The sequence below is a fragment of the Streptomyces sp. NPDC037126 genome (genome assembly GCF_055605965.1).
Genome location: NZ_JBVJTD010000035.1, coordinates 1 through 21,754, shown reverse-complemented (window position 1 = coordinate 21,754; position 21,754 = coordinate 1). Strand labels below are relative to the sequence as shown.

Sequence of the window (21,754 nt, the reverse complement as noted above, 5' to 3'; positions counted from 1 at the left end):
TGTGATGGGGGGGGTCTCAGTTGTCGGGCGGCGCTGTCGCGCCCTCTCCGGCAGTCTTGCTGTACACGTTGCGAACGCTCTGACCGGGGGTGAACCGTCCCGCCTTCCACGTGTAGGGCGTCACGATCTCCCCGGACGGGTTGGAGATGGGGTCGCCCTTCTCGTAGAACTGCTTCGTCACCGACAGCTGGCCCTGGTCGATCTCCGCGTAGACCGGGCTCTCCTCGGTCTTGAACACGTTCTTGAACGTGCCGGCCTCGTCCCGGTACACGTACGAGCCGATACCGACGGCGTCGGTGCACGTCAGGACGTTGACGACGACGTCGTCCACCGGCGCTCCGGTCAGGTCGCCGTACGAGACGTCGACCGGGTACTCGTTGCCGCTGCACGGCTTCAGCTCGCGCTTGACCGTGCCGGAGACGGCGGGGTCCTGCTTGAGCAGAGCCACGGCGTCCACTCGCCGGTACCGGCCGGTCGCGCTCGGAGCCGGGGAGGCGACGGCGGCGCCCGCCACGGCCGACGCGTGTGCCGGACCCTCGTCCCGGGCGCCCATGCCGCCCGTGCCGCACGCGGCGACGAAAAGGCCGAGGGCGGCGATCGAGGCCACCGCCGCGATCACCGCCAGAGAACCACCGCGGGTCCCTTCGGACCCGGGCCCGGTCAGGCCGCGCAACGCTCCCGCTCCTCACGCTCCAGCGCGCGTGCGTCCAGATCGCGGGCCTCCAGCTCCTCGCGGAGCCGGGCGAGCGCCCGGTGCAGCGTGCTCTTGACCGTACCGGCCGACATGCCGAGGGCGGCGGCCGTCTCTTCCGTGGACATCTGCTCCCAGTGTCGCAGCACCACGACACTGCGCTGCTTCGGTGCGAGGACTTTCATGATGTCCATCAGCAGGGCCCGGTCGGCGTGCTGCTCGGTGGAGTCGTCCACGGACGCGTCCGGCAACTGCTCGGTCGGGACCTCCTCCAGCTTGCGGGCCCGCCACCACTCGGTCCGGGTGTTGATCATCACCCGGCGCAGATAGGCGTCCGCGAGCCGCTTGTCGGCGATGCCCTCCCAGCGGCCGTACGTCCGCACGAGCGCGGTCTGCAGCAGATCCTGGGCGTCGACGGGGTCCGGTACCAGCCGACGCGCACTGCGCAGCAGCGCGTCCTGCCGGGTGCGGACGTACTCCTCGAATTCGAGCACCTCGCCCTGCGCCATGATCAACCGCCTCCGTTCCCCGTTTGCTTCGGCTTTCGCCAGAAGTCCCGCTGTTCCGCTGTCCCCGTGGTCTGCCGGGCACGGAAAAGAAGCTACGGAGTGGTTGTCACGGCGCTGTGCGGACCAGCCTTCGGCTAGCAATCGGCTATCCGTCGGTTGTGTAACGGCCGCGGGATCGGGGTAAGAAGACGTGCCGTAATGTCCCTTTATAAGGGGTTTGTTGCCGATTCCTGGGGCCGAAGTTCTCGTAACAGGGGTGCGGAGGCTGTGACTTGGCTGTGCGTCAGCTCAGCGGCAGCCGGTACAGACCGTCCGGCAGCGGCTCCACCAGACCGTCCGCGACGAGCCCGTCGAGCGCGCGGGCGCGCTGCACCGGCTCGTGCCACACCCGGTCGAGCAGCGCCTGCGGCACCGGTGTGTGCGCCTCCCGCAGCACGGCGAGCAGCTTGCCGCGCACCTGCCGGTCCGTACCGGCGTACGTCTGCCCGCGCCGCGGCGGCCCCTGGTGCTCCGGCTTGCCCGCCAGCCGCCAGGCGCACCGGGCGGCGATCGGGCACCGCGGGCACCCCTCGTTCTTCGCCGTGCACACCAGAGCGCCCAGCTCCATGGAGGCGGCGGCCCACCGGGCGGCCGTCCCCTCGTCCTGCGGCAGCAGCTCACGCGCCAGGCGCCGCTCGGCCGCCGTGGTCGCGTTCGGCGGGTACTGCACTCCCGTCACCGCCCGCGCCAGGACCCGGCGAACATTCGTGTCCAGCACCGGGTGCCGCTGCCCGTACGCGAAGGAGGCCACCGCGGCGGCCGTGTACTCGCCGATGCCGGGCAGCGCCAGCAGCTGCGCGTGGTCCGTCGGCACGTCCCCGCCGTGCCGTTCCGTTATGGCGACCGCGGCGCCGTGCAGCCGCAGGGCGCGACGCGGGTAGCCGAGCCGGCCCCAGGCGCGCACCGCCTCGCCCGGGGCCTCCTTCGCGAGGTCGGCGGGGCGCGGCCAGCGGGCGAGCCACTGCTCGTACACGGGCAGCACCCGGTTCACCGGTGTCTGCTGGAGCATGAACTCGCTGACCATCACGCCCCACGCGCCCGCCTCCGGGCGGCGCCAGGGGAGGTCGCGGGCGTGGATGTCGAACCAGGCGATCACGGGGGCGTGGAGCTTCTCAGTCATGGCCTTCCGATCCTGCCACGCATCGGCGGGCGTCGTGGGTGATGGCGTGGTCACCGTGCGTGGCGGAATGCGAAGAGCCCTGCCCATGAAGGCAGTTGCCGGGATGATGATCCGGAAAAGTTGGTGCGCGCGCGGCGGGTGACGCAAGGGAGCGCGCCGATCTCTCGTACAGTTCGGTCCGTGGGATCTCTGCGCAATCCGGTCGGGCCGCTTCCCTCCTCCATCTACTGGCGACGGAGGGTCGTACTGGTGTCGGTGGTCGCCGTGCTGGCGCTACTGACCACGTGGATCGTCACGTCCGGCGGCGGGGGCGGCAAGAAGGGCTCCGACGAGTCCAACGGCAAGAATCCCGCGCACACCATCACCCCGGGGCCGTCCGAGTCGGGGCCCGCGTACAGCCAACACCCGGGCGGTCGTGACGAGTCGGGCGGCGGCGACTCCGGCGGGAGCGGTTCCGGCGACGGGGGCGGTTCGGACGGCTCGGGGGGCGGTTCCTCCGGCTCGGGTGACGGCTCCGGATCCGGTTCTGCCTCCGGTGGCGGCGGCGTCGTCACGGGGGACGCGCTCCCGGCGTCCTCCACCCTGCCCAACTGCACGTCCGGAGCGCTGTCGTTGAGCCTGCGCAGCCTGCACAACTCCTACTCGCCGGACCAGACGCCCGCCTTCGAACTCGTCGCGAAGAACAGCTCGTCCGGCGACTGCAAGGTCGATCTCGGTCCGAAGAACGCGGTCTTGACCATCACGCCGGCCGACGGCGACAAGACCTTCTGGTCGTCGTCCGACTGCCCCAAGGGCGCGGGGAGCCTGCTGTTCCGGGTGCCGGCGGGCAAAAGCATCACGTACACCGTGAAGTGGGACCGCAGTCCCAGTGCGGCGCAGTGCGCGACCCCGCCGGCGGGCTCGGCCAAGCCCGGAACGTACCTCCTGGAGGCGAAGGCGCCCGGCTTCGGCAAGGTCCAGGCGTCGTTCGTGCTGTCCGCGGACTAGCGGCCACGCCCCGCCAGGGGCGCGGGGACCGAAGGCCGGCGATGCGCCCGACGGTGGCCGGACGGTGGTGCACCCGGCGTGGCCGGACGGTGATGTGCCCGGCCGGAGCTCAGACGTACCGCTCCAGGATGGACGACTCCGCCAGCCGCGACAGCCCCTCGCGCACGCTCCTCGCCCGGGCCTCGCCGACGCCGTCCACCGTCTGCAGGTCGTCGACGCTCGCTGCCAGCAGCTTCTGCAGGCCGCCGAAGTGCTCCACCAGGCGGTCGATGATCGCGCCCGGAAGCCGCGGCACCTTCGCCAGCAGGCGGAAGCCCCGCGGGGACACCGCGGAGTCGAGGGTCTCGGGCGAACCGGTGTAGCCCAGCGCCCGCGCCACCGTGCCCATTTCGAGCAGCTCGGCGTGGGACAGGGCGTCCAGCTCGGACAGGGCCTCGTCGACGGTGCGGGAGCGCTTCGCCGTGGGCTCGGGGACGTAGTCCCGGACCACCAGCTCGCGGTCGGGCTCGACGCCGGCGATCAACTCCTCCAGCTGAAGCGCGAGAAGCCGGCCGTCCGTGCCCAGTTCGACCACGTATTCGGCGATTTCGGTGGCGATGCGGCGGACCATCTCCAGACGCTGGGCGACGGCGGACACGTCCCGCACCGTCACCAGGTCCTCGATCTCCAGCGCCGACAGCGTGCCCGCGACCTCGTCCAGCCGGAGCTTGTAGCGCTCCAGGGTGGCCAGCGCCTGGTTCGCGCGGGAGAGGATCGCCGCCGAGTCCTCCAGGACGCGGCGCTGACCGTCCACGTACAGGGCGATCAGGCGCATCGACTGGGAGACCGACACGACGGGGAAGCCGACCTGCTTGCTCACCCGGTCCGCCGTGCGGTGCCGGGTGCCCGTCTCCTCCGTGGGGATGGTCGGGTCCGGGACCAGCTGGACGCCGGCGCGCAGGATCTTCGACAGGTCCGACGACAGCACGATGCCGCCGTCCAGCTTGCACAGCTCCCGCAGCCGGGTGGCGGTGAACTCGACGTCCAGGACGAAGCCGCCCGTGCACATCGCCTCGACCGTCTTGTCGGAGCCGAGGACGATGAGGCCGCCGGTGTTGCCGCGCAGCACGCGCTCGAGGCCGTCCCGCAGTGCCGTACCGGGTGCCACGGCACTCAGCGAGGCGCGCATCAGGCGATCGGAACCGGCACTCCCACCAGACTTTCCGGGAGCTGCTGCCCGGTCGTTGGCTGCCACTGCACTCCTCCGGTCGCAGGTTCTGACGCGCTCCCGTTCCCGCACTCTGTTCGTACGGACGGGCGAGACCTGGGCAAAGTCTACCGGCGCTGCTCCGCCTCCTGTGGGGCCTCTCGGCGCCGGGAGCGCGGCAGCACCCGCAGCGCGTCCCCCATGTCGGCGACTTCCAGGACCTTCATGCCGGGCGGGACCTTGCCCGGATCGGTCGGTACGAGCGCGTGCGTGAAGCCCAGCCGGTGCGCCTCGGCGAGCCTGCGCTGCACACCCGTGACCCGTCTCACCTCGCCGGCCAGGCCGACCTCGCCGATGGCCACCAGGTTCTTCGGCAGCGGGGTGTCGCTGGCCGCGGAGGCGAGCGCGAGGGCGATCGCCAGGTCGGCGGCCGGCTCGGAGAGCTTCACACCGCCGACCGTCGCCGAGTAGATGTCCCGCTTGCCGAGCGCGCTGATCCTGCCCCGCTGCTCCAGGACGGCCAGCATCATCGACACCCGGGACGTCTCCAGGCCCGACGTCGTGCGGCGCGGGGAGGGGATCTGGGAGTCGACGGTCAGCGCCTGCACCTCGGCCACCAGCGGGCGGCGGCCCTCCAGGGTGACGGTGAGGCACGTGCCCGGCACCGGCTCGTCGCGCCGGGTCAGGAAGAGGCCGCTGGGGTCGGCGAGGCCGGTGATGCCCTCGTCGTGCAGCTCGAAGCAGCCGACCTCGTCCGTGGCGCCGTAGCGGTTCTTCACGCCCCGCACCAGGCGCAGGCGCGCGTGCCGGTCGCCCTCGAAGTGCAGGACGACGTCCACCAGGTGCTCCAGGAGGCGGGGGCCCGCGATCGCGCCGTCCTTGGTGACATGGCCCACGAGGAGCGTGGACATGCCCCGCTCCTTGGACGCCCTGATCAGCGCCCCGGCCACCTCGCGGACCTGGGCCATGCCGCCGGGGGCGCCCTCGATCTCCGGGGACGCCACCGTCTGCACCGAGTCGAGGATCAGCAGGGACGGCTTGACCTCGTCCAAGTGCCCGAGGACGGCGGACAGATCGGTCTCGGCGGCCAGGTACAGATCGTCGTGCAGGGCGCCGATGCGGTCCGCGCGCAGCCGCACCTGGCTCGCCGACTCCTCACCCGTCACATAGAGGGTGCGGTGCGCCTCGCTCGCCGACTTGGCGGCCACGTCCAGCAGCAGGGTGGACTTGCCGACGCCCGGCTCGCCCGCGAGCAGCACCACCGCGCCCGGCACGAGGCCACCGCCGAGCACCCGGTCCAGCTCGGGCACGCCGCTCGAGCGGGCGGTGGCCTGCCGGCCGTCGACCTGCCCGATGGGCACCGCGGAGCTGGTGACCCGGCCCGGTGCCGTCGTCCGCACCGCGGGCGCGCCGTACTCCTCGACCGTGCCCCAGGCCTGGCACTCGGGGCAGCGGCCGAGCCACTTGGCCGTCTGCCAGCCGCACTCGGTGCAGCGGTACGACGGTCGGTCCTTGGTGGTCTTGGTACGGGCAGCCATGCGGAAACCGTAGCCCGCGGCACTGACAACACCGGCGGGGGCCGCGTGTGGGCGGACCGGTATCGGCCATGCGCAGCGGGTTCCGGCCGCGGAACGAAGGCCTCCTGTCCCCTTATGAGGGATCGTTTCACCCGTACGGATTAAAAGTGCTCAAGGTTCCTTAAGGGCCACTTCAGGGCCGCCTACGGTCGCACGGGTGATGAGCACCAGTCCGGAGACCACCACCCGCACCCCAGGCGCGCACCGGGCGCACCGCGAGGCGCGCGACCGCGCCGCCGCGCGCACCCTGGCGCAGCGGCCGCCGGCGCGATACGAGCCGTACCTGGACGGTCTGTTCACCTACTGCCTGTCCGTGCTGTGCGACCACGAAGCGGCCACCGCCGCCGTCGGCGACGTCCTCGCGCTCGCCGAGCGGCGCGCGCACCGCGTCCCCGAGGCCGCCGCCGACCGCAGGGCCTGGCTGTACGCGCTGACCCGCTGGGCGTGTCTGCGCAAGCTGGCCGAGGCCAAGCAGAAACCTCAGGCCACCCACGCGACGGGCCGCACAGGAGCCGCCGGGGAGACCCACGAACCGCCCGTCGCCCCGGAGGTCCAGGAGCAGCGGCGCCGCGAACTGGCCCTGCTCGCCTGGCCGGAGGCGGCCGGCACCACACCCGAGCAGCGCGAGGCCCTGGAACTCGCCGTCCGCCACCACCTGGCCCCCCAGGAGGTCGCCGCCGTCCTCGGCATGGGACCGGCCGCCGCCCGCGAGCTGCTCGCCGCGGCCGCCTGCGAGGTCGAGCGCACCCGCGCCGCCCTCGCGGTGGTGGAGACCGGCGGTTGCCCGAGCGTGGCCCACCTCACCGGCGACAGCCGGATGGTCCTCAGCACCACCCTGCGCCGCGAGCTGGTCCGGCACGTCGACGACTGCCCGCGCTGCCGCCGTACCGCCGAGCGCGCCGTCCCCGGCCGCTGGCCCGGCGCCACGGTCACCCCCGCGGAGCTGCCCGTCCTGGAGGCGCCCCGCGCGGCCCTGCACATGGCCCTCGCGCACCACTCGCGCGCACGTGGCGCCGAGGTACCCCGCTTCGACCGGCGCGGCTTCCCGATGGATCCCAAGGACCGGGCGGCCCGCCGCGACCGTCTTCGCGCGCGTGCCGTCACCACGACGGTCGTCGCCACGGTCGTCGCCGCCCCCGTGCTGGCCCTCTGGGCCGCCTACCGGGGCGGGCCCGCCGGGGAGGAGGGCGGCCGCTCCGCCACCGCACGGGAGGCCCAGGGCCCCGACGCGATCGGCGGCGACACCGCCGGCGGCTACGAGAACGCGGGGAACGCCAGACTGAAGCCCGGCACCCGGCTCGGCAGGGGCGGCAGACCGGACGTCTCCGTGGAGGTCGTCAGCGTCGCCGGAGCCGGCGACAAGGCCGCCGGCCACCTCACGGTCGGCGCGGCCAACGACGGCGACACCACCCTGATCACGCTCAGCGCCTCCGGCTCCGCGCCGGTGCGCTGGTCCGCCGCCACCACGACGGGCTGGCTCTACCTCAGCCGGTCCTCCGGGACCCTGCGGCCCGGCGAGAAGGCGACGATCAAGGTGTACGTCGACCATCTGCGCGAGCCCTCCGGTCACTGGCACGCACAGATCGCGATCGCCCCGGCCGGAGCCGTGGTCACCATCGACGGCTACGGCACCGCCCCCACCCGGCCCTCGCCCCCGCCGTCGAGCGCGGGCCCCGACCCGACACCGTCCGGCACGCCTTCCACCGACCCGCCGAGCAGCGAGCCGCCGCCTGCCACGGACCCGCCGTCCGACACGCCCGACCCGACCCCGTCCGACCCGGCGACCCCGTCGCCGGCCCCGTCCGACCACGGGACCCCGAGCCCGGCGGACGGCTGAGGGAGCCGGGCGGCCGGGTGCACGGGGACCAGGGGCTACGGCGCGGGATCCGCCGGGTGCGGTGCGACCAGGGGCAGCTGCGAGGCCAGGCGCTGTTCGCACAGCTCGACCAGCCGGTCGTAACCGGCCTTGCCCATCAGCTCGGTCAGTTCGGCACGGTAGGAGACGTACACCGGGTCGCCCGCGCCGTGCGCCGAGGTCGCCGAGGTGCACCACCAGTGCAGGTCGTGGCCGCCCGGACCCCAACCCCGGCGGTCGTACTCGCCGATGGAGACCTGCAGCACCCGGGTGTCGTCCGGCCGGTCGATCCAGTCGTACGTCCGCCGGACCGGCAGCTGCCAGCACACGTCCGGCTTGGTCTCCAGCGGCTCCCGGCCCTCCTTCAGGGCGAGGATGTGCAGCGAGCAGCCCGCGCCGCCCGCGAAGCCGGGCCGGTTCTGGAAGATGCACGAGCCCTGGAAGGGCCGCGTCTGCCGGGAGCCCTCCTCGTCCTCGGCGACCCAGCCGCTCCGCACGCCCTCGTCGTGGTTCTGCCAGATCTCCGGGGTGAGCCGCGCCACGTGCCCGGCGACCCGCTTCTCGTCGTCCTCGTCGGAGAAGTGGGCCCCCAGCGTGCAGCAGCCGTCGTCCGCGCGGCCCGCCTGGATGCCCTGGCAGCCGCTGCCGAAGATGCAGTTCCAGCGAGAGGTCAGCCATGTCAGATCGCAGCGGAAGACCTGCTCGTCGTCCGCCGGATCCGGAAACTCCACCCAGGCGCGCGCGAAGTCGAGCCCCTTCTCGTCGCTCACCTTCGGGGCCTTCCTGGACGGGGACGCCTTCGCCTGCGAAGAACCCTTCGAACCCTTGGAGGATTTGTCGCTCTTCGCCTTTTTCGTCTTTGGCACCCGTCCAGGGTAAGTGGCCAGGGCCCGCCGCGGGGACCGAGGACGGACGATCTGGCAGTAGCGTTCCGTATATGAGACTCGGTGTCCTGGACGTGGGTTCGAACACGGTGCATCTGCTGGTGGTGGACGCCCACCCCGGCGCGCGCCCGCTGCCCGCACATTCGCACAAGGCCGACCTGCGGCTCGCCCAGCTCCTCGACGGCAGCGGTGCCATCGGCGACGACGGGATCGAGAAGCTGGCCGGTGTCGTCCGGGACGCCCTCCAGGCCGCCGAGGACAAGGGCGTCGAGGACCTGCTGCCGTTCGCGACCTCGGCCGTCCGCGAGGCGAGCAACGCCGACGACGTCCTCGCGCGCGTGGCCGACGAGACCGGCGTACGGCTCCAGGTGCTCACCGGCGCCGAGGAGGCCCGTCTCACCTTCCTCGCCGTCCGCCGCTGGTTCGGCTGGTCCGCCGGGAAGCTGCTGGTCCTGGACATCGGCGGCGGCTCCCTGGAGATAGCCTTCGGCATCGACGAGGAGCCGGACGCGGCCGTCTCGCTGCCGCTCGGCGCCGGCCGGCTCACCGCGGGCTGGCTGCCCGGCGACCCGCCCGGGCCGGAGGACGTGCGCTCCCTGCGCCGTCACGTCCGCACGGAGATCGCCCGCACGGTCGGCGAATTCAGCCGCTTCGGCGCCCCCGACCACGTCGTCGCCACCTCCAAGACCTTCAAGCAGCTGGCCCGCATCGCCGGCGCCGCCCGCAGCGCCGAGGGCCTCTACGTCCAGCGCGAGCTCAAGCGCGAGTCCCTGGAGGCGTGGGTCCCGCGGCTGGCCGGCATGACGGAGGAGCAGCGCGCGGAACTCCCCGGGGTCTCGGACGGCCGGGCGGGCCAGCTCCTCGCGGGCGCCCTGGTCGCCGAGGGCGCGATGGACCTCTTCGGCGTGGAGAACCTGGAGATATGCCCATGGGCCCTGCGCGAGGGCGTGATCCTCAGGCGCCTCGACCACATGGGGAGCGCCTGATTCCGGGGCCGCCGGGAGGCGCGTGGGAGACCGCGGCGCACCCGCGCCCGCCTGAATGGCAAACCTCACAACGGCGAACGGACACCCAACACCCGCACGACGGAACCCCTTAAGGTGGCATCCGTGGCTGAACCCAGGGACGTCCCCGTCGCGCTGTCGACAGCCTCCGTGTATCCGGAGTCGACGGCGACGGCCTTCGAGATCGCCGCACGCCTCGGCTACGACGGCGTCGAGGTCATGGTGTGGACCGACCCGGTCAGCCAGGACATCGAGGCGCTGCGCCGCCTGTCGGACTACCACGGCATCCCGATCCTGGCCGTGCACGCCCCCTGTCTGCTGATCACCCAGCGGGTCTGGTCCACGGACCCCTGGGTCAAGCTCCAGCGGGCCAAGGCCGCCGCGGAGAAGCTGGGCGCCTCCACCGTCGTCGTGCACCCGCCGTTCCGCTGGCAGCGGCAGTACGCCCGCGACTTCGTCGACGGCGTCTGGCGGATGGCGGACGAGACGGACGTGCGGTTCGCCGTCGAGAACATGTACCCGTGGCGCTACCGGGACCGCGAGATGCTCGCCTACGCCCCGGACTGGGACGTCACCAACGACGACTACCGGCACTTCACGATCGACCTCAGCCACACGGCGACCGCCCGCTCCGACGCCCTGGACATGATCGGCCGCATGGGCGACCGGCTCGGCCACGTCCACCTGGCCGACGGGCGCGGCTCGGCCAAGGACGAGCACCTGGTGCCCGGCCGCGGCACCCAGCCCTGTGCCGAGGTGCTGGAGCGGCTCGCGGTGACCGGGTTCGACGGCCACGTCGTCATCGAGGTCAACACCCGGCGTGCGATGTCCGGCGCCGAGCGCGAGGCGGACCTCGCCGAGGCCCTGGCCTTCACCCGCAAGCACCTGGCCGCCGCGGTGCGGGTGCCCCGGCGATGAACGAGACCACGGCGCGCCGGCGGGGCCGGCCGCCGCGCACCGAGTCCGGCGACACCCGGGACCGCATCCTCACGGCGGCCCGCGCGGAGTTCTCGGAGCGCGGGTACGACAAGACGTCCGTCCGCGGGATCGCCAAGGCGGCCGGGGTGGACTCCGCCCTCGTCCACCACTACTTCGGCACCAAGGAACAGATCTTCGAAGCCGCCGTGGCGGTCGCCTTCGCCCCCGCGCTGAACGCGCCGAACGCCGTCGCCGAGGGCCCCCTGGACGGGGTGGGGGAGCGGCTGACCCGGTTCATCTTCGGAGTCTGGGAGAACCCCACGACCCGTACGCCGCTGCTGGCCATCGTCCGCTCGGCGCTGAACAACGAGGCCGCCGCCGCCGTCCTGCGCCGGCTGATCGCCGCCCAGCTGATGCGCCGCATCGCCGCCCAGCTGGACCTGCCGGACCCGGAGCTGCGCGCCGCGCTGGCCGCCGCCCAGGTGGTGGGCACGGCGATGCTCCGGTACGTGATCAGGCTGGAGCCGGTGGCCTCGGCGGACCTGGAGCAGATCATCGCGCGGGTGGCGCCGGTGGTGCAGCACCACCTGACGGCTCCCTGAGCCCGGCCGGCCGGTGCCGTGGCACCACCCCGGACACGGCCGCCCACCGGCGCCGGAACCCCTGGGGGTGAAACGCGCATCCCGCATTCCGGACAACCGTGTCCAGTCCTTGGAGCGGCGGCGTAGTCTCGGAGGGAGTCAGAACCACCTGGACTCATCGCCAGAAGGTCATTGAAGGAGCGAGCGACGATGCCCGAGCTGAGGTCCCGCACAGTCACCCACGGCCGCAACATGGCGGGCGCCCGCGCCCTTATGCGTGCCTCCGGTGTACCCGGTGCGGACATCGGCCGGAAGCCGATCATCGCGGTCGCGAACTCCTTCACCGAATTCGTGCCCGGCCACACCCACCTCCAGCCGGTCGGCCGGATCGTCAGCGAGGCGATCAGGGAGGCCGGCGGCATCCCGCGCGAGTTCAACACCATCGCGGTCGACGACGGCATCGCCATGGGCCACGGCGGCATGCTGTACTCCCTGCCCTCCCGCGACCTGATCGCGGACTCGGTGGAGTACATGGTCGAGGCGCACTGCGCCGACGCGCTGGTCTGCATCTCCAACTGCGACAAGATCACCCCGGGCATGCTGCTGGCGGCCCTGCGCCTGAACATCCCGACGGTCTTCGTCTCCGGCGGCCCCATGGAGTCCGGCCGCGCCACGCTCGTCGACGGCACGGTCCGCACCCTCGACCTGGTCGACGCGATCTCCGACGCGGTGAACGACAAGATCTCCGACGAGGACATCCTGCGCATCGAGGAGAACGCCTGCCCGACCTGCGGCAGCTGTTCCGGCATGTTCACCGCCAACTCGATGAACTGCCTCACCGAGGCGATCGGCCTGTCCCTGCCCGGCAACGGCTCGGTCCTCGCCACCCACACCGCTCGCCGCCGGCTCTACGAGGACGCGGCCCGCACGGTCATGGACCTCACCCGCCGCTACTACGAGCAGGACGACGAGTCGGCCCTGCCGCTCAACATCGCCACCTTCCAGGCCTTCGAGAACGCGATGGCCCTGGACATCGCGATGGGCGGCTCCACCAACACGATCCTGCACCTGCTCGCCGCCGCCCAGGAGGCGGGCGTCCCCTTCGGCCTGGAGCAGATCGACGCCGTCTCCCGTCGCGTCCCCTGCCTCGCCAAGGTCGCCCCGAACGTCGCGAAGAACCGCACGTACTACATGGAGGACGTGCACCGCGCGGGCGGCATCCCCGCCCTGCTCGGCGAGCTGCACCGCGCGGGCCTGCTCAACGAGGACGTCCACGCCGTCCACAGCCCGTCCCTGGCCGACTGGCTGAAGACCTGGGACGTGCGCGGCGGCTCGCCCTCCGCCGAGGCCGTCGAGCTGTGGCACGCGGCCCCCGGCTGCAAGCGCTCCGCCGAGGCCTTCTCCCAGTCCGAGCGCTGGGAGGCCCTGGACGACGACGCCGAGGGCGGCTGCATCCGCTCCGCCGAGCACGCGTACTCCAAGGACGGCGGCCTCGCCGTGCTGAAGGGCAACCTGGCCGTCGACGGCTGTGTGGTCAAGACGGCCGGTGTGGACGAGTCCATCTGGACCTTCGAGGGCCCGGCGGTGGTCTGCGAGTCCCAGGAGGAGGCCGTCCAGCGGATTCTCACCCACGAGGTCAAGGACGGCGACGTCGTCGTCATCCGCTACGAGGGCCCCAAGGGCGGGCCCGGCATGCAGGAGATGCTCTACCCGACCTCGTACCTGAAGGGCCGCGGCCTCGGCAAGACCTGCGCCCTGATCACCGACGGCCGCTTCTCCGGCGGCACCTCCGGGCTGTCCATCGGCCACGCCTCCCCCGAGGCGGCCTCCGGCGGCACCATCGCCCTCGTCCGGGACGGCGACCGCATCCGCATCGACATCCCCAACCGTGCGATCGAACTGCTCGTCGACGAGGCCGAGCTGGCCCGCCGCGAGGAGGCGCTGAACGGCGTCTTCGCCCCGGGTAACCGCGACCGCAAGGTCTCGGCCGCCCTCCGTGCCTACGCGGCCATGGCCACCAGCGCCGACAAGGGCGCGGTCCGCGACGTGAGCAGGCTGGGCTGACCGCTCCCACCCCGAAGACCCCGAAGGGGCCGCCCCCGCCGGGGGCGGCCCCTTCGCCGTCTCACCAGGCCGCGGGATCACGCCCGTCGAGGGCGAAGACGGTGCCGTCGGGCGCCGTGGCCAGGACATGGCCGCCGACGACCACCGGCTCGGCCGGCGCCCCCACGACCTGGGACGCGTTCGCCCCCATCCGGGCGCGGGTCTGCCCGACGAGCGTCCCTCGGCGTTCGTCCACGGCGAGCAGCCGCCCGTCGCCCGCGGTGACGTACACATGGGTACCGTCCGCGACCGGCGCCGAACCACGGCTCACGGACGTCTCCAGGCGCCACAGCGGTCTGCGCGCGTCCATGTCGACCGCGACCAGGGAGCCACCGGTGCCCAGCAGGTGGACGAGGTGCCCGCGCACGCTCGCCTGTGCGTCGTCGAGCGCGACGGGCAGCCTCACCCGGCGCGTCTCCTTCGAGGCGGGGGTGTAGCGGACGACCTCCTTCGTGGTGCCGTAGACGCTGTCGACGGCGAGGAGGTACACCGCGCCGCCCTGCGCGCCGAACGGAGTGAGCGTCCCGGTCAGCCCGGCGTCCCAGCGCACCCGGCCCGTTCGCGGATCCACCGCCGTCAGCCGGGTGCTCGAACCGTCGACGGAGGTACGGGCCGTGTACGCCGAGGAGTCCCCGGCGAACGACACGAAGGCCGGAGCGCCCTGACCGGGGAAGGCGCGCTGCCACGCCGTCCTCCCGGTCGCCGCGTCCACACCGCTGACCGTCCCGTCGGGACGCGTGAGCAGAGCCGTGCCGCCCGCGTAGTGGATCGTGGTGTCCTCGGGCAGACGCCGCTGCCAGACCTCCTTGCCGGAAGCGGGATCGAGGGCCGCCAGCCGCGAACCGCCGCTCGTGTACGGCTGCACGAGACCGCCGGAGAGTACCGGCGGCCCGCTCGTGGTCCGGGTGGCGACGGACCGCCGCCACAGCAGGGTGCCGTCGGCGGCGGACAGGGCGAAGACCACGCCGGGCCGGGCGCACAGCAACTTCCCCGCACCGTAGGAGCACTGCGGCATCCCCCTGCCCGTCCCGACCGGACCGGCGCTCCAGGAGCCGAACGCGGCGGACACGGTCCGCGGCCGCTCGCCCCGGGGGGCCGGCCGGGGGCCGTCGAACAGCCCCACCGCGGCCAGGGCACCGACCACGGCCAGTCCCGCCGCCGAGGCGGCCACCAGCGCCGCGACCCGCCCGCGCCGCCACCCATCGGACCGCTCCGCGTCCCGCGCGGGACCGCCCTGGGACGGAACCTCGTGCGCGGAACCGTCCTGCGGGGGATCGGTCTGCGTACCCCGGCCGGTACCGCCCTCGCTCGTCCGCTGCGCCGGTATGAACGCCTGGGTGTCGTACGAGGCCGCCACCGAGCGCAGTTCGTGCATCAACTCGTCGGGGGTCGGCCGCTCCTCGGGCTCCTTGGCGAGGCAGCGCAGCACCAGCGGCGCCAGGCCCTCCGGCACGCCCGTCAGATCCGGCTCGTCGTGCACCACCTGATAGGCGACGACGTAGGGGCTGTCCGAGTCGAACGGACCCCGCCCGGTCGCCGCGTGCACCAGCACCGAACCGAGGGCGAAGATGTCCGCCGCCGGCCCGACCTCCCTCGGGCGCCGGAACTGCTCGGGCGCCATGAACGGCGGAGTGCCGATCAACTTCCCCGTCTCGGTGCGCAGTTCACTGTCCTTCGGCCGGGAGATGCCGAAGTCGATCACCTTCGGGCCGTCCTCGGCGAGCAGTACGTTGCTCGGCTTGAGGTCCCGGTGCACGACCCCCACCCGGTGGATGTCGCGCAGCGCCTCCGCGAGCCCGGCCATCAGCCGCCGCAACTGGGCAGGCGCCATCGGCCCGTTCCGCTTCACCTGTTCGGAGAGGGTCGGACCGGGGATGAACAGCGTGGCCATCCAGGGCCGCTCGGCATCCGGGTCGGCATCCACGACCGGCGCGGTGAAGGCACCGCTCACCCTCCGGGCGGCGGCCACCTCCTGCCGGAACCGGCCCCTGAACTCGGGATCCCGGGCGAACTCGGCGTGCACGACCTTCACCGCGAGCTTCATCCCGGAGGTGCTGCGGGCGAGGTGCACGACCCCCATGCCACCGGCCCCCAGGCATGACTCCAGGCGGTAGTGACCGGCGTACTCGGGAAGTTCCGCTTCCGCGCCCGCTCCGGTGTTGCGCTGTGGCGCCATGGACCACCCCCGTGCTGTTCGTCCGCGCGCGCGACGCACGGAGCCTAGTCGATGACTCGTACGAGACCGAGGCGGCTTGCTAGCGTCTGCGTGCGAGTCGCGCACGAGTGTTTCGCCGCGCGGGGCACGGGAATCAACGGGACCCATGAGAGCCATGGGAACAACGGGGGGAGGCACTCGATGTCTGTCGAGCGCGTCGAAGAGACCGGGGACACGGCGGCCACCGCGACGGCGGCGGCCACGACGGATGCCCTGCGCTACTACTCGGTGGCCCCGGGCGTCCGCCTGAACGTCCGCAGCGGCCCCGGCACCGGCTACAACCTCGTCCGCGTCCTGCCCGAGGGGGCCAAGGTCCACATCTACTGCCAGTCGCCGGGCACCACGGTCACCGGCCCGTACGGCAGCTCGAACATCTGGGACAACATCAGCAACGGCGAGTACGTCTCCGACGCCTACGTGCAGACCGGCAGCGACGGCTACGTCGCCCCGCGCTGCGGCTGACCCCGACCGGCGGCCCGCCCCGGCCCGGGAGCCATAATCGTCCCGTGAGCGACGAAACCGGCAGCCCGGACACCCCGGCGGGCTCGGCGGGCGGCCCCCGCCCCGAGCCCCTGCGCTTCTTCGGCACGTCCTGGGTGCACCACGACCACGGGTACGCGGCCCGCCGCGCCGCGGCCGCCGCCGGCTCCCTCGCCGCGGCCGCCGCCTCCTGCCTGGTCCTGCGCTTCGCCTACCAGGGCATCCGGATCGCCGAGACGGGCATGTTCGTGACCGGGCTGGTCGTCGTCATGTTCGCGGTCTGCACCGCGCTCGCCTTCAGCAACACCTGGGGCGGATTCGCCAAGCGCCCCGACCCCCAGCGCCAGGCCTCCCTGCGCGGCCTGCTCGCCATCGGCTTCGTGGGCTCCCTCCTCGCCTACTTCGTCCGCTCCCTCACCGAGGCCCCGGGCGAGCGGCTGCACCGCGAGGAGTACGAGAAGGCCCGCGCGGAGTACGAGTCCCGCAACACCCGCCGCACGGGCAACCCCGCCAAGAAGAAGCGCCGCCGCTAGGAAGAGGGGCGGTCGGCCGAAAAGCGATGTCCCTGGCCGGAGCCCGCCCGTAAGTCGCTGTCCGATCCGCCGCCCGCCGCCCACCATGGGCGCATGACGACCACGCAGCCGCCCACCGACCCCCGGATCGCCGCGCACGCCGCCCGTGCGCACTCCTTCAACTCCGCCGCCGCCCAGTACGCGGCGAACCGGCCCTCCTACCCGCCCGCCCTCTTCGACACCGTCGAGGAAGTGGCCGGCCGGTCCCTGTCCGGCGCCCGGGTCGTGGACGTCGGCGCCGGCACCGGAATCGCCACCGCCCTGCTGCACTCCCGCGGCGCCGACGTCCTCGCGGTCGAACCGGGCGAGGGCATGGCCGCCGAGTTCCGCCGGACGCTGCCGCACATCCCGCTGGTGCGCGGCAACGGCAACGCCCTCCCCGTGGCCGACTCCCGCGCCGACTTCCTCACCTACGCCCAGGCCTGGCACTGGACCGACACCGCGCTCGCGGTGCCGGAGGCGCTGCGCGTGCTGCGGCCCGGCGGCTCGCTGGCGCTGTGGTGGAACACCGACGCCCTCGACGTCGAGTGGATCGCGGAGGCCGCGGGCCGCGCCGCCCGCTTCGTCGGCATCGACCTCGCCGCCGAACAGAGCAAGGCGGGCGAGCGCACCCAGCGGGCCGATCCCAGCGGCCGCCTCGACTTCACCCGCCGCGAGGTCCGATGGAGCCGCCGCGTCCCGGTCGACATCCACCTCGCCAACATCGGCAGCCACTCGTTCCTGCTCGTCCTGCCCGAGGAGCGCAGGACCGCCTTCCTGGAGGAGGAGCGCGCCCAGCTGCTCAAGGTGTTCCCCGACGGCATCGTCGAGGAGACGTACGACGTGCTCCTGCTCGTCGCCACCAAGTCCTGAACCACGCGGTGTTCCGCCGGCAGCGGCGGTCGGGTGCCGTCCCGGCCGCCGCTCTTCCACGCCGCCCCTTGACGGCTGCCCCACCCCGGAACATTATTCATCGCATGATGAATTACTCGCCGGACCCGCCCCACCCGGCACCCGCCCCCGCCGTCCACGCCGAAGACCTCACCGTCGTCCGCGGCCCCCGCACCGTCCTGCACCACCTCTCCTTCACCGTCCCGCGCGGCCAGATCACCGGCCTGCTCGGCCCCTCCGGATGCGGCAAGTCGACCCTCATGCGATCCATCGTCGGCACCCAGGCCAAGGTCACCGGCACCCTCGACGTCCTCGGCCACCCGGCCGGCCACCCCACCCTGCGCACCCGCATCGGCTACGTCACCCAGGCACCCTCCGTCTACGACGACCTGACCGTCCGCCAGAACCTCGACTACTTCGCCGGCATCCTCGACCCCGGCCGAGCCGCCGCCGAACGCCGCCACGACCACGTCGCCCGCGTCATCGCCGACGTCGACCTCACCAGCCATGCCGACGCCCTCGCCGGCAACCTCTCCGGCGGCCAGCGCAGCCGCGTCTCCCTCGCCGTCGCCCTCCTCGGCACACCCGAACTCCTCGTCCTCGACGAGCCCACCGTCGGCCTCGACCCGGTCCTGCGCCGCGACCTGTGGAGCCTCTTCCACGACCTCGCCGCCACCCGCGGTGCCACCCTCCTCGTCTCCTCCCACGTCATGGACGAGGCCGAGCGCTGCCACCGCCTCCTCCTCATGCGCGAGGGCGAGATCCTCGCCGACGACACCCCCGACGCCCTGCGCGCCGACACCGGCACCGACACCGTCGAGGCCGCCTTCCTGCACCTCGTCGACCAGGCCGCCGAGGCGGGCCGCACCAAGGAGAGCACCCGATGAGCACCACCGCCCCCGCGCCCGTACCCCCGCCGGCCGCCGCACCCGCCGGCGTGTTCAACGCCGCCCGCACCACCGCCACGGCCGCCCGCGTGCTGCGCCAGCTGCGTCACGACCCGCGCACCATCGCGCTGATGATCCTCGTTCCGTGCCTGATGCTGGTCCTCCTGCGCTACGTCTTCGACGCCAGCCCCCGCACCTTCGACAACATCGGCGCCTCCCTGCTCGGGATCTTCCCGCTGATCACGATGTTCCTGGTCACCTCCATCGCCACACTGCGCGAACGCACCTCCGGCACCCTCGAACGCCTCCTCGCCATGCCCCTCGGCAAGGCCGACCTCATCGGCGGCTACGCCCTCGCCTTCGGCGCCCTCGCCATCGTCCAGTCGGCCCTCGCCACCGGCCTCGCGGTCTGGCTCCTCGGCCTCGACGTCACCGGCTCCCCCTGGCTGCTCCTCCTCGTCGCCCTCCTCGACGCCCTGCTCGGCACGGCCCTCGGTCTGTTCGTCTCGGCCTTCGCGGCCTCGGAGTTCCAGGCGGTCCAGTTCATGCCGGCGGTGATCTTCCCCCAGCTCCTCCTCTGCGGCCTGTTCACCGCCCGCTCCACCATGCACCCCGTCCTGGAGGCCGTCTCCGACGTCCTGCCCATGTCGTACGCCGTCGACGGCATGAACCAGGTCCTCCACCACACGGACATGACGGCCACGTTCGTGAGGGACGTCCTGATCGTGGCCGGCTGCGGGGTGCTCGTGCTGGCCCTGGGCGCGGCCACCCTGCGCCGCCGTACGCCGTAGGCGTTCCGCCCACCGGACAACCCGCGCGGGCACCTCCGCGGCGGTGCAAGGATGAACCGCATGAGCCAGAAAGTCGCAGTCCTCGGCACAGGCAAGATCGGCGAAGCCCTGCTCAGCGGAATGATCCGGGCCGGCTGGGCCCCCGCCGACCTGTTGGTCACCGCCCGCCGCCCCGAGCGCGCCGAAGAACTCCGCGCCCGCCACGGAGTCACCCCGGTCACCAACACCGAGGCCGCCAAGACCGCCGACACCCTGATCCTCACGGTCAAGCCGCAGGACATGGGCACCCTCCTGGACGAACTGGCCCCGCACGTCCCCAACGACCGCCTGGTCATCAGCGGAGCCGCCGGTATCCCCACCTCCTTCTTCGAGGAGCGCCTCGCCGCGGGCACCCCGGTCGTCCGGGTCATGACCAACACCCCCGCCCTCGTCGACGAGGCCATGTCGGTCATCTCCGCCGGCAGCCATGCCACCGCCCAGCACCTCACCCACGCCGAGGAGATCTTCGGCGCCGTCGGCAAGACCCTCCGCGTCCCCGAGAGCCAGCAGGACGCCTGCACCGCCCTGTCCGGCTCCGGCCCGGCGTACTTCTTCTACCTGGTCGAGGCCATGACCGACGCCGGCATCCTGCTCGGCCTGCCCCGCGACAAGGCCCACGAGCTGATCGTCCAGTCCGCCATCGGCGCCGCCGTGATGCTCCGGGACAGCGGGGAGCACCCCGTCAAGCTGCGCGAGAACGTCACCTCCCCGGCCGGTACGACGATCAACGCCATCCGCGAACTGGAGAACCACGGCGTACGAGCCGCCCTCATCGCCGCCCTCGAAGCCGCCCGCGACCGCAGCCGCGAACTGGCCACCGGCAAGAAGGACTGAACCGGAACCGAGGCGGGGGCGGCCGCGCTCGGCCGAAGGGCCGCCCCGGCGAGGAAACGCCTACCGGGCCGCGCTCAGCGCGCCCGCCGCCACGGGCGGCAGCAGCCCGATGCCTCTATATGCGGTATCCACGACCGGCCTGGCCATCGCCCGCGCCCTCTCCGCACCATCTCGCAGCACCCCCTCCACATACGCCGGATCGGCGCACAGCTCCCGGTGCCGTGCCCGTAGCGGCCTGAGCACCTCCACCACGGCTTCCGTGGTGTCCCTCTTCAAAGCGCCGTACGACTCGTAAACGTCCGCCAGTGACTCAGGGTTCCCGCCCGTGCACGCTGCGAGAATCTCCAGCAGGTTCGCCAGCCCCGGGCGCTCCTCCCGGTCGAGGACGACGTCGTGGCCGCCGTCGGTGACGGCCCCCATCACCTTCACGCGCACGATCTCCGGCTCGTCCAGCAGACAGACGGTCCCCGGCCCCGAGCCGTACGACTTCCCCATACTCGACGTCGGGTCCCGCAGGTCCATCACCCGGGCGGCCACGTCCGGACGGGTGGCTTTCGGCACCGTGAAGGTGTGCCCGTACCGCCGGTTGAACCGCACCGCCAGGTCCCGCGCCAGCTCCACGTGCTGCACCTGGTCGTCGCCGACCGGCACCTCGTCCGTGCCGTACGCCAGGATGTCCGCCGCCATCAGCACCGGATACGTCAACAGCGACAGCCGGGCGCTTCCGCCGCGCTCCCGTTCCCGCCCGGACTTCTCCCGGTACTGGCTCATGCGCCGCGTCTCGCCGTCGGTCGCCACGCACTCCAGCAGGTACGACAGCCTCGTGTGCTCGTCCACATGGCTCTGCAGGAACACGGTGCACACGTCCGGATCGAGCCCCGAGGCCAGCAGCAGCGTCGCCGTCTGCCGGCTGAGCCTGCGCACCCGCGCCGGATCGTGGTCCACGGTCAGCGCGTGCAGATCCACCACGCAGAACAGCGCGTCCGCCCGGTGCTGGTCCACCTCGGCCCAGCGCCGCATGGCTCCCAGGTAGTTCCCCAGCGTCAGGTGCCCGCTCGGCTTGATCCCGCTGAAGACCCGCGTCATCTCCACTCCACCTCCTGATCGGGACCGCCGCCCTGCGGCCGGCCCCCGGAGTCCTGGAGGAGATACGAGAACGGCCGCCGAAGCGGCGGCCGTTGAGTGCGTACGTGAGCGCGGCCGCCGTCAGGCGGCCCACCAGAACCGGGTGCACGTACGCGTGGTCACGGGAGTCAGACTAGGCCTCCCGAGGGCGCCCGTCCGCCGAGTTGACACGCCCCCACGTGATCCGTAAAGTTCTCCGAGTTGTCCGACGTGAGCGCCGACCCCGGTCGGTCCCCGGACAGCCATTCCGCAAGTACCCGTCATCGACGCTTCGGCGCCGAATGCTTTGGCGTGCGTATTCGCGAAATGAGGAATCCGTGTTCGAAAGGACGCGGGCCCCCGATTAGCTCGGGAGCCGGGAATCCGCTAAAGTCTCACTCGTCGGAACGGCCCAACGGCCGGGAGGACAAGCCCCGCTGACTGGGGGTCAGGCCCGAAAGGATCTGATAGAGTCGGAACCGCCGGAAAGGGAAACGCGGAAGCGGAA

General features: G+C 72.6%; 20 protein-coding genes. 12 read left to right on the top strand and 8 right to left on the bottom strand.

What is annotated here, in order from left to right:
• Window positions 1-16: 16 nt before the first annotated feature.
• The 3 genes from ACZ7FF_RS40570 to ACZ7FF_RS40560 form a co-directional block, all read right to left on the bottom strand.
• The gene (locus ACZ7FF_RS40570) at window positions 17-673 is read right to left on the bottom strand and encodes a hypothetical protein (protein ID WP_470819213.1); all 657 of its coding nucleotides are present in this window, start codon (window positions 671-673) and stop codon (window positions 17-19) included.
• On the bottom strand, window positions 661-1,200 hold the full coding sequence (locus tag ACZ7FF_RS40565) for a SigE family RNA polymerase sigma factor (RefSeq protein ID WP_067006350.1): 540 nt from the start codon (window positions 1,198-1,200) through the stop codon (window positions 661-663). Before ACZ7FF_RS40565 ends, ACZ7FF_RS40570 begins: the two co-directional genes overlap by 13 nt.
• A 283-nt stretch (window positions 1,201-1,483) precedes the next feature.
• On the bottom strand, window positions 1,484-2,359 hold the full coding sequence (locus tag ACZ7FF_RS40560) for an HhH-GPD family protein (RefSeq protein WP_470819211.1): 876 nt from the start codon (window positions 2,357-2,359) through the stop codon (window positions 1,484-1,486).
• Between the two features lie 180 nt (window positions 2,360-2,539).
• Here ACZ7FF_RS40560 and ACZ7FF_RS40555 point away from each other — a divergent pair, with 180 nt between their 5' ends.
• A complete protein-coding gene (locus tag ACZ7FF_RS40555) occupies window positions 2,540-3,346 on the top strand; it encodes a hypothetical protein (RefSeq protein WP_470819209.1) in 807 nt (268 codons plus the stop codon).
• 109 nt (window positions 3,347-3,455) lie between these two features.
• Here ACZ7FF_RS40555 and disA read toward each other — a convergent pair whose 3' ends face one another.
• A complete protein-coding gene (gene disA / locus ACZ7FF_RS40550) occupies window positions 3,456-4,580 on the bottom strand; it encodes a DNA integrity scanning diadenylate cyclase DisA (protein ID WP_470819207.1) in 1,125 nt (374 codons plus the stop codon).
• A gap of 80 nt (window positions 4,581-4,660) precedes the next feature.
• Window positions 4,661-6,070, bottom strand: a complete 1,410-nt coding sequence (gene radA, locus ACZ7FF_RS40545; RefSeq protein WP_470819206.1) for a DNA repair protein RadA — start codon at window positions 6,068-6,070, stop codon at window positions 4,661-4,663.
• A gap of 196 nt (window positions 6,071-6,266) precedes the next feature.
• On the opposite strand from radA, the gene ACZ7FF_RS40540 reads away from it, so the two are divergent.
• Entirely contained in the window at window positions 6,267-7,946 is a 1,680-nt protein-coding gene (locus ACZ7FF_RS40540) for a BACON domain-containing protein (protein ID WP_470819204.1), read from the top strand.
• 35 nt (window positions 7,947-7,981) lie between these two features.
• On the opposite strand, the gene ACZ7FF_RS40535 is transcribed toward ACZ7FF_RS40540, so the two are convergent.
• The gene (locus tag ACZ7FF_RS40535) at window positions 7,982-8,830 is read right to left on the bottom strand and encodes a DUF3109 family protein (RefSeq protein WP_470819202.1); all 849 of its coding nucleotides are present in this window, start codon (window positions 8,828-8,830) and stop codon (window positions 7,982-7,984) included.
• Window positions 8,831-8,901: 71 nt separating this feature from the next.
• Between ACZ7FF_RS40535 and ACZ7FF_RS40530 the strand changes: the two genes are divergently transcribed.
• The 4 genes from ACZ7FF_RS40530 to ilvD all read left to right on the top strand — a co-directional run bounded on the left by ACZ7FF_RS40530 (window position 8,902) and on the right by ilvD (window position 13,415).
• A complete protein-coding gene (locus ACZ7FF_RS40530; protein WP_470819200.1) occupies window positions 8,902-9,834 on the top strand; it encodes a Ppx/GppA family phosphatase in 933 nt (310 codons plus the stop codon).
• A gap of 123 nt (window positions 9,835-9,957) precedes the next feature.
• Complete coding sequence (locus ACZ7FF_RS40525) at window positions 9,958-10,770, top strand: sugar phosphate isomerase/epimerase family protein (protein WP_470819198.1); 813 nt, start codon at window positions 9,958-9,960, stop codon at window positions 10,768-10,770.
• Window positions 10,767-11,372 carry a TetR/AcrR family transcriptional regulator gene (locus ACZ7FF_RS40520; RefSeq protein WP_470819196.1) on the top strand — a complete coding sequence of 202 codons (606 nt, stop codon included), beginning with the start codon at window positions 10,767-10,769 and terminating at the stop codon, window positions 11,370-11,372. The genes ACZ7FF_RS40525 and ACZ7FF_RS40520 overlap by 4 nt, the downstream gene beginning before the upstream one ends.
• Before the next feature lie 189 nt (window positions 11,373-11,561).
• Window positions 11,562-13,415: a dihydroxy-acid dehydratase gene (gene ilvD / locus ACZ7FF_RS40515; protein WP_470819194.1), complete on the top strand. Its 1,854-nt coding sequence runs from the start codon at window positions 11,562-11,564 to the stop codon at window positions 13,413-13,415.
• A gap of 61 nt (window positions 13,416-13,476) precedes the next feature.
• Here the strand turns inward: ilvD and ACZ7FF_RS40510 are convergent, their stop codons facing one another.
• The gene (locus ACZ7FF_RS40510) at window positions 13,477-15,630 is read right to left on the bottom strand and encodes a serine/threonine-protein kinase (RefSeq protein ID WP_470819192.1); all 2,154 of its coding nucleotides are present in this window, start codon (window positions 15,628-15,630) and stop codon (window positions 13,477-13,479) included.
• Window positions 15,631-15,810: 180 nt separating this feature from the next.
• On the opposite strand from ACZ7FF_RS40510, the gene ACZ7FF_RS40505 reads away from it, so the two are divergent.
• The 6 genes from ACZ7FF_RS40505 to proC all read left to right on the top strand — a co-directional run bounded on the left by ACZ7FF_RS40505 (window position 15,811) and on the right by proC (window position 20,142).
• Complete coding sequence (locus tag ACZ7FF_RS40505; RefSeq protein ID WP_470819190.1) at window positions 15,811-16,131, top strand: SH3 domain-containing protein; 321 nt, start codon at window positions 15,811-15,813, stop codon at window positions 16,129-16,131.
• Between the two features lie 44 nt (window positions 16,132-16,175).
• The gene (locus tag ACZ7FF_RS40500; RefSeq protein WP_470819188.1) at window positions 16,176-16,682 is read left to right on the top strand and encodes an EamA/RhaT family transporter; all 507 of its coding nucleotides are present in this window, start codon (window positions 16,176-16,178) and stop codon (window positions 16,680-16,682) included.
• Window positions 16,683-16,775: 93 nt separating this feature from the next.
• Complete coding sequence (locus ACZ7FF_RS40495) at window positions 16,776-17,573, top strand: class I SAM-dependent methyltransferase (protein WP_470819186.1); 798 nt, start codon at window positions 16,776-16,778, stop codon at window positions 17,571-17,573.
• A 104-nt stretch (window positions 17,574-17,677) separates the two neighbouring features.
• Window positions 17,678-18,478 carry an ABC transporter ATP-binding protein gene (locus tag ACZ7FF_RS40490; RefSeq protein ID WP_470819184.1) on the top strand — a complete coding sequence of 267 codons (801 nt, stop codon included), beginning with the start codon at window positions 17,678-17,680 and terminating at the stop codon, window positions 18,476-18,478.
• Window positions 18,475-19,269, top strand: a complete 795-nt coding sequence (locus ACZ7FF_RS40485) for an ABC transporter permease (protein WP_470819182.1) — start codon at window positions 18,475-18,477, stop codon at window positions 19,267-19,269. The genes ACZ7FF_RS40490 and ACZ7FF_RS40485 overlap by 4 nt, the downstream gene beginning before the upstream one ends.
• Before the next feature lie 60 nt (window positions 19,270-19,329).
• Window positions 19,330-20,142 carry a pyrroline-5-carboxylate reductase gene (proC, locus tag ACZ7FF_RS40480; RefSeq protein WP_470819180.1) on the top strand — a complete coding sequence of 271 codons (813 nt, stop codon included), beginning with the start codon at window positions 19,330-19,332 and terminating at the stop codon, window positions 20,140-20,142.
• 60 nt (window positions 20,143-20,202) lie between these two features.
• On the opposite strand, the gene trpS is transcribed toward proC, so the two are convergent.
• Entirely contained in the window at window positions 20,203-21,228 is a 1,026-nt protein-coding gene (trpS, locus tag ACZ7FF_RS40475; RefSeq protein ID WP_470819177.1) for a tryptophan--tRNA ligase, read from the bottom strand.
• Window positions 21,229-21,754 lie beyond the last annotated feature (526 nt).